At 71.8% G+C, this 13,453-nt stretch carries 8 protein-coding genes; 5 read left to right on the forward strand and 3 right to left on the reverse strand.

All coding sequences use genetic code 11. The features are described from left to right. Positions 1–279: 279 nt before the first annotated feature. Positions 280–4,110, forward strand: a complete 3,831-nt coding sequence (locus tag ACGFW5_RS31195) for an ATP-dependent DNA helicase (protein WP_393837681.1) — start codon at positions 280–282, stop codon at positions 4,108–4,110. Between the two features lie 191 nt (positions 4,111–4,301). Here the strand turns inward: ACGFW5_RS31195 and ACGFW5_RS31200 are convergent, their stop codons facing one another. After that, on the reverse strand, positions 4,302–5,477 hold the full coding sequence (locus ACGFW5_RS31200) for an Ig-like domain-containing protein (RefSeq protein ID WP_393837682.1): 1,176 nt from the start codon (positions 5,475–5,477) through the stop codon (positions 4,302–4,304). Positions 5,478–5,780: 303 nt separating this feature from the next. Between ACGFW5_RS31200 and ACGFW5_RS31205 the strand changes: the two genes are divergently transcribed. Then, positions 5,781–6,851, forward strand: coding sequence for an LCP family protein (locus ACGFW5_RS31205; protein ID WP_393837683.1), 1,071 nt, complete (start codon positions 5,781–5,783; stop codon positions 6,849–6,851). 169 nt (positions 6,852–7,020) lie between these two features. After that, on the forward strand, positions 7,021–8,685 hold the full coding sequence (locus tag ACGFW5_RS31210) for a class I adenylate-forming enzyme family protein (protein WP_393837689.1): 1,665 nt from the start codon (positions 7,021–7,023) through the stop codon (positions 8,683–8,685). 211 nt (positions 8,686–8,896) lie between these two features. Here ACGFW5_RS31210 and ACGFW5_RS31215 read toward each other — a convergent pair whose 3' ends face one another. Next, positions 8,897–10,201 carry a M6 family metalloprotease domain-containing protein gene (locus ACGFW5_RS31215; RefSeq protein WP_393837684.1) on the reverse strand — a complete coding sequence of 435 codons (1,305 nt, stop codon included), beginning with the start codon at positions 10,199–10,201 and terminating at the stop codon, positions 8,897–8,899. Between the two features lie 212 nt (positions 10,202–10,413). On the opposite strand from ACGFW5_RS31215, the gene ACGFW5_RS31220 reads away from it, so the two are divergent. Together ACGFW5_RS31220 and ACGFW5_RS31225 are read left to right on the forward strand one after the other, a co-directional pair. Next, positions 10,414–11,130 (forward strand): TetR/AcrR family transcriptional regulator, encoded by a 717-nt coding sequence (locus tag ACGFW5_RS31220; RefSeq protein ID WP_393837685.1) that lies wholly within the window; start codon positions 10,414–10,416, stop codon positions 11,128–11,130. Between the two features lie 104 nt (positions 11,131–11,234). Beyond that, the gene (locus tag ACGFW5_RS31225; protein ID WP_393837686.1) at positions 11,235–12,776 is read left to right on the forward strand and encodes an MFS transporter; all 1,542 of its coding nucleotides are present in this window, start codon (positions 11,235–11,237) and stop codon (positions 12,774–12,776) included. 48 nt (positions 12,777–12,824) lie between these two features. Here the strand turns inward: ACGFW5_RS31225 and ACGFW5_RS31230 are convergent, their stop codons facing one another. After that, positions 12,825–13,316: a MarR family winged helix-turn-helix transcriptional regulator gene (locus tag ACGFW5_RS31230; RefSeq protein WP_393837687.1), complete on the reverse strand. Its 492-nt coding sequence runs from the start codon at positions 13,314–13,316 to the stop codon at positions 12,825–12,827. Positions 13,317–13,453 lie beyond the last annotated feature (137 nt).

The following is a 13,453-nucleotide window of genomic DNA, read 5'->3' on the forward strand; positions in this document are numbered from 1 at the left end:
GGGCACGGGGGAGCCGGGGGTGGAGTTGATCTCCCGGTCGAGGGGAGTGGGCGAGGGTGGGGTCCGTGGATTTGCTTGCCAGGCGGAATCCTCGTCCTGGGCGGGGAGGAAACCCGGCACGTACGACCCGGTGCGGGCGGGTCGGCGTACGAGAGCCCCAGTCCCTCCCACGAACTGTTGCGCTGACTGTTCGTCACCGCCCGGTCTCTGATAGTTGTGTCCTCGGGGCACGGGCACATGCCCGTGGCGGTGTCCCCCGGCACCGCAGGGAGGACGCACATGAGCACCACCACTCGGGACGACATCCTCGCCGGCGAGCAGCGCGCGGTGGACCACGCGTACGACTGCTACGCCGGCAAACTGGCTGAGCTGAGCGGCACTTCGACCGCCACCGCCTCGGCGAGCGGCAAGGACGGCATCGCCAACCGGGCCGCGGCGGAGGCCCGCGCGGCGGCGTACGGGGGGCTCGGCGACGAGGCCCTGGTCTTCTCCCGCGTCGACGCGCCGGAGGACCCGGGCGGGGAGCCCCGGCCCTGGTACATCGGACGCCGGGGCGTGAAGGACAGCCAGAACGATCCGGTGGTCGTGCTGTGGACCAGTCCGCTCGCCAAGGAGTGGATCGAGGCCCGGCCCGAGGATCCGGGCGAGGTGGTCCTGCGTCGGCGGCTCCGCTGCGTACAGCGGATTGTCGAGTCCTACTACGACGAGATTTCCCCGTCGATGACGGCACGGATGCTCCCGCGGACGGCCGCCGTCCCCCTGGCCGTGCCCGAGCTCGCCGCCGTACCGGAGCCTCGGCAAGCCGCCGACGACAAGCCGACGGAGAAGAGGAACGCGCCCCGCGCGCCTGAGGTGGCGCCGCAACCCGTGCCCGAGCCTGTGCCGGAACCCGGGCCGAAGTCCATGCCCGAATCCACGCCGGGGCCGGCACCGTTACCCGCGCCCGAATCGGCGCCCGAATTGGCGCCCGAACTTGCACCGGCCCCCGAACCCGAACCCGCACCGGCACCGGCCCGCGAACCCGAATCGGCACCTGAACCCGAGCCCGAGCCGGCACCGGCGCCCGCACCGGCCCCCGCCCCCGAACCCGCACCGGCCCCCGAACCCGAATCGGCCCCCGCCCCCGAACCCGCACCGGCCGCCCCCGTCCCCGACCCCCTCCCGGGCCCACCCTCCGGTGACGTCGTACCGCGGCGGCGCAGCAAAGTGTTGCGGCCGGACGACTTTCTGCTGCGTGAGCTTCAGCGGTCGCGGGGTGGTCGTATGCGGGACATCGTCGAGACCATCCGGCGTGACCAGATGGAGCTGGTCACCGGCTCGCCCTCGGACATCCTCGTCGTGCAGGGCGGCCCCGGTACCGGCAAGTCGGCGGTCGGTCTCCACCGGGTCACCTGGCTCGTCAACAACGAGCACTTCAAGGCCCGGGACATTCTCGTCATCGGCCCTCACCAGCGGTTCCTCGACTACGTCGGCCAGGTCCTGCCCACTCTCGGCACCCGCGACGTCAACGCCGTCCAGCTGGGCCGCCTGTGGGAGGGCGAGAGCCTTGGCGTCAACCCTGGCAGCAACCTCGGCGCCAACCCTGGCAACACCCCCACCCCCGGCACCGACTCCCCAAAGGCTCGTCTCGTGAAGTCGGACCGGCGTATGGCGGACGTGCTGCGGCGCCGCGTCGAGAGTGACTACCGGCCCCAGGCCGTCGACGCCCTCACCGTCGCCGCCGCCTTCAAGGGGGACGAGCCCGCGATCGTCGTCACCGCGGGCAGTACGACCCTGCGCGTGCCGAAGTCCGAGGTCCTGGCCCTCCTCGACCGGGCCCACGCGGGCGAGGGGCCCTTTCGGCAGCGGCGCGACCGTTTCCGGGGGCTCTTCGTCGACCGGCTCCTGAAGGAACTCGCCGCCATCGTGCCCGGCCGCGGGCGGGCCGCCACGATCCGCCGTGACCTGGAGCGCAACCGCCGGGTCCAGCGCCTGATCGAACGCATCTGGCCGTCCCCCGGACCCCGCGAGGCCCTGCGCAGCCTCTACGACTCGGCCGACCTGCTGCGGACCTGCGCCGAAGGCATCCTCGACGCGGACGAACAGGCCGCCCTGCTGCGGGCTCGCGCCGCCAGCGCCGATGACGATCCATGGACCCTCGACGACCACGTATGCCTCGAAGAGCTGCGCGTACTGATCAGCGGTGACACCCCGCCGCGCTACGGCCACATCGTCATCGACGAGGCCCAGGACCTCACGCCCATGCAGGCCCGCTCACTGCGGCGGCGCTCCGCCGTCGGCGGGTCCATGACCGTCCTTGGCGACCTCGCGCAAGCGACGGGCACGCACATTCCCACGAGCTGGGACCTGCTCGGCGCCCTCCTCTCCGACCACGGCGACTGGAGCGTGGCCCAGCTCACCACCAGCTACCGCGTCCCTGCCGAGATCATGGCGTTCGTCGCCCCCCTCGCACGGACGATCGCCCCGACCCTGCCCTACCCGCAGGCCGTCCGGGAGGTGGGAGCGGACGCCGTACGGATGGTGGCGAGCGAGCCGTGGAAGCTGCTCGACGACACCGTGGCGCACGTGGCCCGGCTCGTGGGCACCAGTGACGGCAGCACGCCCCGCTCCGTGGCCGTCATCGTTCCCGACGACTCGGACTGGCTGGACGCCATCGGCCGCAGGATCGCGGCGGACGCCCTCATCGGCGAGCGGAGCCGCGAGTCCGTGTCCGTGCTGGCCGCGGCCCAGGTCAAGGGCATGGAGTACGACCATGTCCTGGTCGTCGAGCCCGCCACGATCGCCGACCGGGGGCCCGCCGGGCTGCGCCAGTTGTACGTGGCTCTCACGCGCAGCACCCAGAGCCTGACCGTCCTGCACACCGCCCCGCTCCCGGAGGTCCTGACCGCTGCCGGGGACGACCGGGCACCGACCGTGCCGGAGGTCCGGCCGGACACCGCGGGAGCCGGGCTGCTTCCCCGGATCGGCAGCGATGTCAGGGTCGAGGTCGTCGGCCGGGCGCCGGGCGGTCGCTACAAGGTCAAGCCGGTGTCGCCGGTGATCGGCCGGCCGCTCGTCCTCACCGTGCGCCACGGATCGGTGCCGCCGCTGCGGGGCGAGAAGCTGGACTGCTGGGTGTTCGCCAACGAGACGGCCCAGACGGTGCTCACCGCCGACCAGCGCGGCCGGTCGCCCATTTCCGAGCGGATGGCAGGGCGCTACCTCGCGGCCCTGGATGTTCTCGCCGAGCTGGCAAAGAGCGACGGCGACGTGCGCGACGCCCGTATCCGTCTCTCCGAACTCCAGGGCATGGCCAACCGCGTCCTGCGCCGGGACCAGGCCGACTGGGTCAACGTGTTTCATTTGTTCGGCGCTCCGGACAGGGAACGACTCGGCGTTCTCCGTGACCTCGCCGCCGCGGCCAACCGTGCGCTCAAGGACGGCACTTTCGACGGGAGCAGGCTGGCCGACGCACTGGCGGCCTCCGGCTGGGCGGGGACCCTCGGCGAAGCGCGGCGGGAGCTTCAGGAGCGCTTCGACACGGCGACGGAACCGGCACCGGCCTTCGACGACGCGGCCCCCGTCGCCCCGCCGCGGCCCGAACAGCCCCAACAGCCCCAGCAGCCCGAACAGCCCCAGCAGCCCCAGCAGAAGGAAGACGCGCAGATGACGACTGTGGACACCGGCGCGGCACCGGCCGCGACCACGAAGGACGGCTTCCTTCGGGCCCTGGAGACGGCCGCCGGCGCCGACCGTGCGTGCAAGAAGCACGAAGCGGTCCGCCACGCGGTGAAGTCATCGCTCTTCTATGCGGACCTCCAGCCGGACGACTCACCGGTCGTGGACGTCAGTTGTGTCACCCCGCACGGTCTCTTCCTGTACGAGGCCCTGGGCGCGGGCCACCGCGCCTACGCGGACCTGCGATCGGGCGCGACCCGCCTGCTGGAGATCAACCACACCTTGCCCGCCCCGGCCGACGGTCTCTACCTCGTCCTCTCCGAACCGCCCGCCGACGACTGGTCGGTGGACGCGGTGCGCGACATCTTCCGCGTCCATGTCATCTGGCACAGCGCGGACGGCTGGGGCGGCGAGAACACGGACGTCGCCTTCGGCTCCTCCAGGGGTGAGTAGGCGCCCGTCATCGGCACACCGCTCGGCCACCTCGGGCCGAAGGCGAGCCCAAGACGGGCCGAAGCCGAGCCCAAGGCGCGTCGAAGGCGGGCCGGCCGGCGGTCAAGGGTCAACCCCGGTGCGGGCGGCCGGGGTTGACCGGTCAACCCCGTTGGCGACGGCCGGGGTTGGCCGGGGGCGGGCGCCGGGTTCTACGTGATCGCGCTGCCCGCCGTCCACTCCGCCCAGGGGAGGTTCCAGCCGCTGAGCCCGTTGTCGGGCGCGACCGTGCCGCCGCCCGTCGAGTTCCGTACGATCACCACGTCGCCGAGCATCGAGTTGGCGTAGAACCAGGCAGCGGGGGCGTCCGGGTCGCCGCCGCCCTGGGTGTCCTGGATGCCGATGCAGCCGTGGCTTGAGGCCCGTGCGCCGAACGTTGCGGGCGAGGCCCAGTAGTTGCCGTGGATGAAGGTGCCCGAGTTGGTCAGGCGCTGGGCGTGCGGCACGTCGGGGATGTCGTACTCGTCGCCGAGCCCCACCGTGGTGCTGTTCATCTTCGTCCGGCGGTCCTGCTCGCTGATGATCATCGTGCCGTTGTACGTGGCGTACTGGGGCGAGCCCGTGGAGACCGGCACCGTTCTGATCGTCGCGCCGTCGCGCTGGACGGTCATCTGCTGGGCGGCCGCGTCCACGGTGGAGATCTGCGCGCGGCCCACCGTGAAGGAGAAGGACTTGTCCTGAACTCCGTATATTCCCTTGGCCAGTTCGAGGCCGTCGAAGTCGAAGGCGACCGACACCCTGGTCCCGGGCGTCCAGTAGTTCTCGGGGCGGAAGTCCAGGCGCCGGTCGCCGAACCAGTGGCCGACGGACCGCAGGCCGCCGCTCGACGAGATCGTCACCGCGGACTCGGCGGCCCTGCGATTGCTCACGGGTTTGTCGAACCGGAACGAGACCTCCATGCCGACGCCGACCGTGGAGGTGTCCTCGGGGGTGTAGAACGCGATCACCGAGTTCTTCTCGGACACGGTCGTGAAGTGGGTGGTCGTGGTCGCCGTGCGTCCGTCGGGGTCCTTCGCCTCGGCGGTCAGGGTGTACGCCGTGCCGCGGGCCAGGTTCGCCGAGGGGTGCCAGGTGGTGCCGGCCGTCGCGCCGGGTATCGACGGGCCGCCTTGGGCCGTCAGGGTGACCGAGGTGAAGCTGCCGCCCGTGACGCTCGCTGTGACGTCTTTGACGGTGATGCCGACATGGCCCGCGCCGTCCTTGGGCGTGGTGGTGATCCGGGCCTTGGAGACCGTCGGGCTCGGGCTCGGCGCCGCGTGGTCGCCGCCGCCCGACGAACACGCGGCAGTGAGCCCCAGGGCCGCCACGGCGAGCAGGGCCGACGCCATGGCGCGCCGCCCGCGCCGCCCGATCCGGCGGCGCCCGCCCGGCCGTCCCGGCCGTCCCGGCCCCCGGGCCGCCCGGCGGCGCTCGTCCGGCCATCCCGGGCGCCCCGGCCGCGGCGCCGATATCCGTATGGACATCGCTGCGAACATCGTCCTGAACATCACCGTGTACCTCTCCCCTCCGGCAGCCCGGGCTGCCCGTTATGCGGGGTAATGCACCTTTCTTGTAGTGTGCGGTAACGCCCTGTGCGCACGCATGCCGAGTTCTTGGGTTCCTGGGCGGTCGCCGACGGACGGAGTCGAGGGATGACGTACGGACCTCGCCGGGGCCGGATACCCCGGCCCGGCCGAACCGCCCGCATCGTGCTCTGCTCCTTCGCCGGGCTGATGCTGCTCGTGGGCGGCGCGGCCGCGTACACCTGGCACCGGCTGAACCACAACATCACCGGGGTCGAGCTCGGCTCGCTGCTCACCCCCGCCGCGTCGGCCACCTCCGACCTCAACATCCTCGTCGTCGGCTCCGATTCACGGGCCGGGAAGAACGCCTCGCGGGCGGGTGGCGGCGACGACACGGGGCGCTCCGACACCACACTACTGCTCCATGTGTACGCCGGACGCAAGAAGGCGACCCTCGTCAGCATCCCGCGCGACACCATCGTCGACCGCCCTGCCTGCACCACCACGTCCGGCCGGAAACTGACCGCACGCGAAGGCGTCATGTTCAACTCCGTGTACGAGACGGGCGGCGCCCCCTGCACGGTCGCGACGGTGGAGGCCCTGAGCGGGGGGCTGCGCGTCAACCACTATGTCGAGGTGGGCTTCAACGGGTTCGCCGAGCTGATGGACGCCCTCGGCGGCGCCGACGTCACCCTGGCCAAGCCCATCGACGACAAGGAGAGCGGGCTCCATCTCCCCGCGGGCAAGCACCACTTGGACGGCCAGCAGGCCCTCGACCTCGTACGCACCCGGCACGGCGTCGGCAACGGCAGCGATCTCGGCCGGATCCAGTTGCAGCACCAGTTCCTGACGGCGCTGATCGGGCGGGTCGCCGGCGGGAAGCTCCTGACGGACCCGGCCAGGCTCTTCGACGTGGCCGACGCCGCGACGAAGTCCCTCACCGCCGACTCCTCCCTCGCGCACGTCGGCGACCTCGCCTCGCTGGCGTATTCGATGCGGGGGCTGGGTGCGCGGGACGTCCAGATGGTCACCCTTCCGGCCCAGCTGGAGCAGGGCGACGAGGACCGTCTGGTGCCGGACGCGGCCCGGGTCGCGAAGGTGTGGGGCGCCCTGAAGGCCGACCGGCCGGTCCCGGAGGACGCGCTGTCCGGCACGGCGTCGGGACCGAACGGAATCGGCCAGGTCGTCATGCCCGGATGACCCCGCGAGGCGGTTGTGTTCTACACCGACCTTGACCGCGGCGGGCGAGCGGCATAGCGTCGCACCACTGGGACTGAGCAGGCGCTTAGGAGGGCTTCCCGTGGTGACGTCAGGGGCGCAGGACAGCGAGGCGCAGTCGAACGGGCCGAGGAGCCCGGGCGGCCCGCACATGGAGCCGGCCCGCGCCGAGGCGCTGCTCACCGCGCCGGGGGCGCCGTTCGAGGTCGTCCGCGACGAGTCGGGCGCCGCGCGGTACGCCACCGGGCCGCGCACCCTGCGCGAGTTCGTCGAGACGGTCTGGGCCTTCGGCGACCGGCCGTTCCTGATCGCCGAGAGCCGGACGTACACCTACGCCGAGTTCTTCGCCGCGTCCTGCGCGCTGGCCCGCCGCCTCACCGACGTCCACGGGCTGCGCCCCGGCGACCGCGCCGTCATCGCCCTGCGCAATCACCCCGAGTGGCACATCGCCTTCTGGGCCGCCCAGTTGGCGGGCCTTGTGGCGGTGCCGCTGAACGCGTGGTGGACCGGGGAGGAGTGTGCGTACGCCCTCGACGACTGCGCTCCCCGGGTGCTGTTCGTCGACGGTGAGCGGCTTGAGCGGGTGGCGGGATGGGCCGGTGCGCGGGGTGTGCGCGGCATGGTCTTCCATCACGCAGGCGAGCTGCCCGACGGGTTCGAGCGCTTCGACGACATCGACGAGCTCACCTCGCCCGATCCGGCCGCCGGGCCGCCGGACGTCGGGGTCCCGCCGCACGCGGACGCCACCATCCTCTACACCTCCGGCACCACCGGCCGCCCCAAGGGCGCCGTCGCCACTCAGCTCGCGCAGGCCGGCGCGGTGATGAACCCCCGCTTCCAGGCGGCCATGTCCATGCTCGGACGCGGTGTCGTCCCGGGCCAGGGCCCCGCCCCGGTCACCCTCATGACCTTCCCCTTCTTCCATGTCGCCGCGTTCACCGCGGTGTACGCGGCGATGTCGGCGGGCGGCGCCCTCGTCCTGATGCACAAGTGGGACGCGGTCCGCGCCCTCGAACTCATCGAGGAACATCGGGTCACGCACTACGCCGGGGTACCGGCGACCGCGCTCCAACTCCTCGCCGCCGCCGAGGAGTCCGGGGCGGACCTGGAGACCCTGACCGCGCTGAACACCGGGGGAGCGGCGGCTCCGCCCGGGCTCGTGAGCGGGCTCACCGCGCGGTACGGCTCGCGCATCGAGCCGCGCAACGGGTACGGGCTGACCGAGACGAGCGGTGGGGTACTGGCCAACTTCGGCGACGAGTACCGCAGGTGGCCGGAGAGTGCCGGGCGGCCGACACCCGCCACCGAGGTGCGGATCGCCGGGCCCGGCGGTTCGGCGCTGCCCGAGGGCGAGGTCGGTGAACTGTGGCTGCGCGGACAGTCGTTGGTGCGCGGGTACTGGAACGACCCGGACGCCACCCGGCTCGCCTTCCAGGACGGGTGGTTCAGGACGGGTGACCTCGCGGTGGTACGGGACGGGCTGGTCGCCGTCGTCGACCGGATCAAGGACATGGTGATCCGGGGCGGCGAGAACGTGTACTGCGTGGAGGTCGAGGGGGTGCTCCACGCGCACCCCGCAGTGCTGGACGCGGCGGTGCTCGGGGTGCCGCATCCGGTCCTGGGGGAGGAGGTGGCCGCGGTGGTGCAGGTGCGGGCCGGCTCCACGGTGTCGCCGGACGACATCCGGGCCCATGTTGCGGCGGCGCTGGCGGGGTTCAAGGTGCCGGCGCGGGTGGTGGTGCGGGAGGGGGCGTTGCCGCGGAACGCGACGGGCAAGGTGCTGAAGCGGGAGCTGCGGGGGGAGTTGGGGGGCTGAGTTTTCCCCACCCCGCCCCTTCCCGAAACCCTCCGGGGGGTGGGGTGGGGAAGGTGTTCTTCCGGGGCTCCGTCCCCTGCACCCCGGCGGGGGCTGCGCCCCCTGCACCCCGGCGGGTCCTGCACCCCGGCGGGTCCTGTACCCCTGCGGGTCCTGCGCCCCGGCGGGGGCTGCGCCCCGGCGGGGGCTGCGCCCCCCGGTTCGCCTTGGGTCAGGGGCGGGTTACCTTCACGTGGTAGTTGCCCATGCCGTCCACGCCCGTCACCGTGATCCGTACGCCGCTCGCCCGGTCCGTGAACGTTTCGCCTGTCGTGTACGGGGCGTCGGAGAGTTCGGCGTTGACGTTCGGGCGGCGGGTGCAGCCGCCGGTGGCCGGTTCGCTGTCCGAGACGTTGATGGGGCCGAGCCCGGTGTCCACGCCGGAGTCCACGCGGTAGATCAGCACCCCGGGCTTGCAGACCGCCTCGTCGTTGCCGCCCTGGGTGCGCACCTCGACCGCGTACCCGCTCGTCTTCGTCACCGGCACGAAGACCAGCTTGGGGCCGCCCTCCGTGGCCAGCGGGGTCAGTGCGTACTGGGCGGCGCCGCTGCCGGTCGCGCACGCCACCTGGCTGTTGTCGAGCCAGCCGAGCTTCCACTTGTGCCAGCCCAGCATGTCGTTGTTGGCGCCCCAGTCCTCGGACATGATGTCCCAGTGCCCGACGGCGCCGCCGCCCTGCGCGGTGTACAGGTCGGGCAGCCCGAAGACGTGGCCGTTCTCGTGCGGCAGGACCCGGTAGCCGGTCTGCGCGTACGAGCCGGAGCCGTCGTCCTGGCGGCTGTAGACGAACGAGGTGTTGGACAGCGGCACGCCGTCGGCGTAAGGGGCGTCCTCGTTGCCCGAGAACGTCACCGACAGCACCGTGTCGAGCGCCGAGGGCCCCGCATTGGGGGTGACCAGCACGTTCACCAGGTCGTACTTCGAGAAGTTCACCCGCGACCCGGCCGCCGCGATCATGTCCTGGGCCAGCCGGTGATAGCCCGGCTCATAGGGGGAGCCCCGGTCGATCCCGTACGCCGAGAACGCCTTGGGCATTCTGAGCCACTGGGGGATCGGGGCCTCGGGGCGGTAGTCGAGACGGCCGTAGGAGGCGTTGCGGAACCAGTTGCTGGTCTGCGGGAAGAACTCCTTGTACCGGCTGAGCGCGGTCCCGCTGCCCGGCGCGTCCGGGAAGTCGATCATGAGGGTGAGGGCGCGGACGATGCCGGTGGAGTGCGCGTAGCCGGGTGGGGTCGGCGTGCCTTCCGACATCTGCACGCCGAGCGCGGCCGGGATCCGGCAGGGGTCCAGCGGGGACTCGCCGGGGGCGGCGACCGGTCCCGCGGAGGCGCGGGTGGCGGTGGTCAGGGCGGTCGAGCCGGTCAGCGCGGCGAGCGCGACCGAGGCGAGGGCGGCGCCGAGGAAGGAGGTGCGGCGCCGGGGGCGTATCCGGCGTCCGGGCGCCCGGGCCGGGCGGGACTGACTGACGTCCTGCATGCGCACGCGCTCGCCTTCGGGTACGCGACAGCAGGCCGGTTCCTGGCTGCACTCGTCTGATCACCCTGTGTCCGGCGTGTCGAGGGCGCGCGCTGGGTGGCCCGAATGTGGGTTTTTCGGGACATCCACGGCAGTGGCGCAGGTCACATCCCGTTCGGGAAATAACCGGGGAAGGTTTCCCCGTTTGAACACGTGTCCCCGCGAAACGGGGAATGCATCTCCGTTTGGGTCGCCGACCACGTACCCCTCACTCACGAAGAAGGAGCAGAGCCGTGCAGACTGCCGCCGCACCCGTCGCCGCGGAGCCGCGCCGCGCCCCGCGCCCGCGGGCCGACGCCCTGCGCAACCGGGAGCGGATCATCGCTGCCGCGCGGGAGATGTTCGTCGAGCACGGCCCCGAGGTGCCGCTCGACGAGGTCGCCCGCCGGGCCGGCGTCGGCAATGCCACGATCTACCGTCACTTCGCCCATCGCGACGAGCTCATCACCAGCGTGGTCCTGTTCGTCATGGACCGCGTCGCGGACCGGGCGGAGGCGGCGGCTGCCGAAGAGGCGGACCCGTTCGCCGCGTTGCGCCGCTTCGTGCACGAGGCGGCCGACGAGCGGATCGGGGCGCTCTGCCCGATGCTCTCCGACACCTTCGACCAGGACCACGCCGAGCTGAACGCGGCCCGCGCGCGCCTGGAGCGCGACGTCGAGGGGCTGATGCACCGGGCCCGCACGGCCGGCCGGCTCCGCACCGACGTCGCCGTGGGTGACCTCATGGTCGCCCTCTCCCAGCTGACCAGGCCGCTGCCGGGCACGCCCTGCCCGAACATCGACCAGTTCGTCCACCGCCATCTGCAACTGTTCCTCGACGGGCTTCAGGCCCCGGCGCGGTCCGAGCTGCCGGGCAGTGCGGCGACCCTCGACGACCTCCGTAAGAGTTGATCGCCTTTCCCGTCCTTCTTGCTCAACTCCCCGTTCGTACACCGTAGTTGCACCACTTACTCCACGACTTCCCTGGTATTCCGCGTCCCGAGGTGGCTACCCCCATGTCAAAAACAGTCGGCCTGTCCAAGACAGACCAGCTCTCCTTCTCTCCCGACCCCAGTCGCTGGAAGGCGCTCGCCTTCATAGCCCTGGCCCAGCTGATGGTCGTGCTCGACGCGACGATCGTGAACATCGCGCTGCCGTCCGCGCAGCACGCGCTGCACATCAGTGACGCCAACAAGCAGTGGGTCATCACCGCTTACGCCCTCGCGTTCGGCGGGCTGCTCCTGTTCGGCGGGCGCATCGCCGACCTGTGGGGCCGCAAGCGCACCTTCGTCGTCGGCCTGCTCGGCTTCGCCGCCGCGTCCGCGCTCGGTGGCGCCGCCACCGGACAGGCGATGCTGCTCGGCTCGCGCGCACTCCAGGGCGCCTTCGGCGCGCTGCTCGCGCCGGCCGCCCTCTCGCTGCTCGCGGTGATGTTCACCGACGCCAAGGAGCGCGCCAAGGCCTTCGGCATCTACGGTGCGATCGCCGGCGGCGGTGGCGCGGTGGGCCTGATCCTCGGCGGCTTCCTCACCGAGTACCTGAACTGGCGCTGGACGTTCTTCGTGAACATCCCGTTCGCGATCGTCGCCGCCGTCGGCGCCTACCTCGTCATCCGCGAGCCCGCAGGCACCCGCAACCGCTCCCCGCTCGACGTGCCCGGCGTGATCCTGTCCAGCACCGGTCTGGTCGCCCTCGTCTACGGCTTCACCCGCGCCGAGTCGGCCGGCTGGTCGGACTCGCTCACCATCTCGATGTTCATCGCCTCCGCGGTGCTGCTCACCGCCTTCGTCACCCTTGAGGCCAAGGTGCGGCACCCGCTGCTGCCCCTGCGCGTCATCGCCAACCGCAACCGCGGCGGCGTCTACCTCTCGCTCGGCCTCGCGATCATCGCGATGTTCGGCCTCTTCCTCTTCCTGACCTACTACCTCCAGGTCGTGAAGGGCTTCTCGCCGGTCAAGACGGGCTTCGCGTTCCTGCCCATGATCGCGGGCATGATCACCGGCTCCACGCAGATCGGCGCCCGCCTGATGACCCGGGTCCCGCCGCGCCTGCTGATGGGCCCCGGCTTCCTGACCGCCGCCGTCGGCATGCTGCTGCTCACCCAGCTCGACATCGACACCTCGTACGCCGCCGTGATCCTGCCCGCGCAGATCCTGCTCGGCCTCGGCATGGGCACCGCCTTCATGCCCGCCATGTCGCTCGCCACCATCGGTGTCGAGCCGCGTGACGCGGGTGTCGCCTCCGCGATGGTCAACACCTCGCAGCAGGTCGGCGGCGCGATCGGTACGGCCCTGCTCAACACCATCGCGGCCTCCGCGACCACGGCGTACATCACCGGTCACGCCGCGTCCGGCACCAACCTGGAGCTCCTGAAGCTCCAGGCCATGGTGCACGGTTTCACCGCCGCCATCTGGTGGGCCGTCGCCATCCTGACGGCCGCCGCCACCATCGCCGTCACCCTCATCAACACCGGCCGCCCGGGCGGAAGTTCGTTCGCCGCGTCGGGCTCCGGCGAGGACGCCGAGGACGAGGTGCGCATCCCGGTGGTCGCCCACTGACCGCCCGGTAGCACCCCGGACGCACGACCTGCCCTGGCTTCGCTGTGCTCAGCGGAGCCAGGGCAGGTCCGCTTTGGCGTCCGTGGGCTGGAGCCCCTGTGCCATCACGCGCATGATCTCGCCGAGCTGGTCCACCTGTTCCGGGCTCAGCCGGTCGAACAGGGCCTGGCGCACGGCGGTGACATGGCCGGGCGCCGCCCGCTCCAGGACCTCGTACCCGGCGTCGGTCAGGGCGGCGAGCTGGCCCCGCTTGTCGGAGGGGCAGTCCTCGCGCGTCACCCAGCCGTTGTTCTCCAGGCGCGCGATGGCGTGCGAGAGCCGGGAGCGGGTGATCTTCGCGTTCTTGGCGAGCTCGGTCATCCGCAGCCTGCGCCGCGGCGCCTGCGAGAGCTGGACGAGCAGACCGTAGTAGACGTGCGGCATCCCGGCGTCGCGCTGGAGCTGTCGGTCGAGGTGGTCTTCGAAGAGCCGAGTGGCGTGGAGGTAGGCGCGCCAGGTGCGCTGCTCCTCGTCGCTGAGCCAGTTAGGTGCCGAGGTCATACATCTACTGTACGGACACTCCTTGAAGGTTGAACTAGATCGCGTCCAGGACTAGGGGGTGTCTGGTGGATCATGGCCGGGGGTGCGGCGCCTGGCACGGCACCTCGCGGCGTTGCCGAAACGCCCCGATAGCTCCG

This window comes from Streptomyces sp. NPDC048416, from assembly GCF_043200435.1.
Lineage (GTDB): Bacteria > Actinomycetota > Actinomycetes > Streptomycetales > Streptomycetaceae > Streptomyces.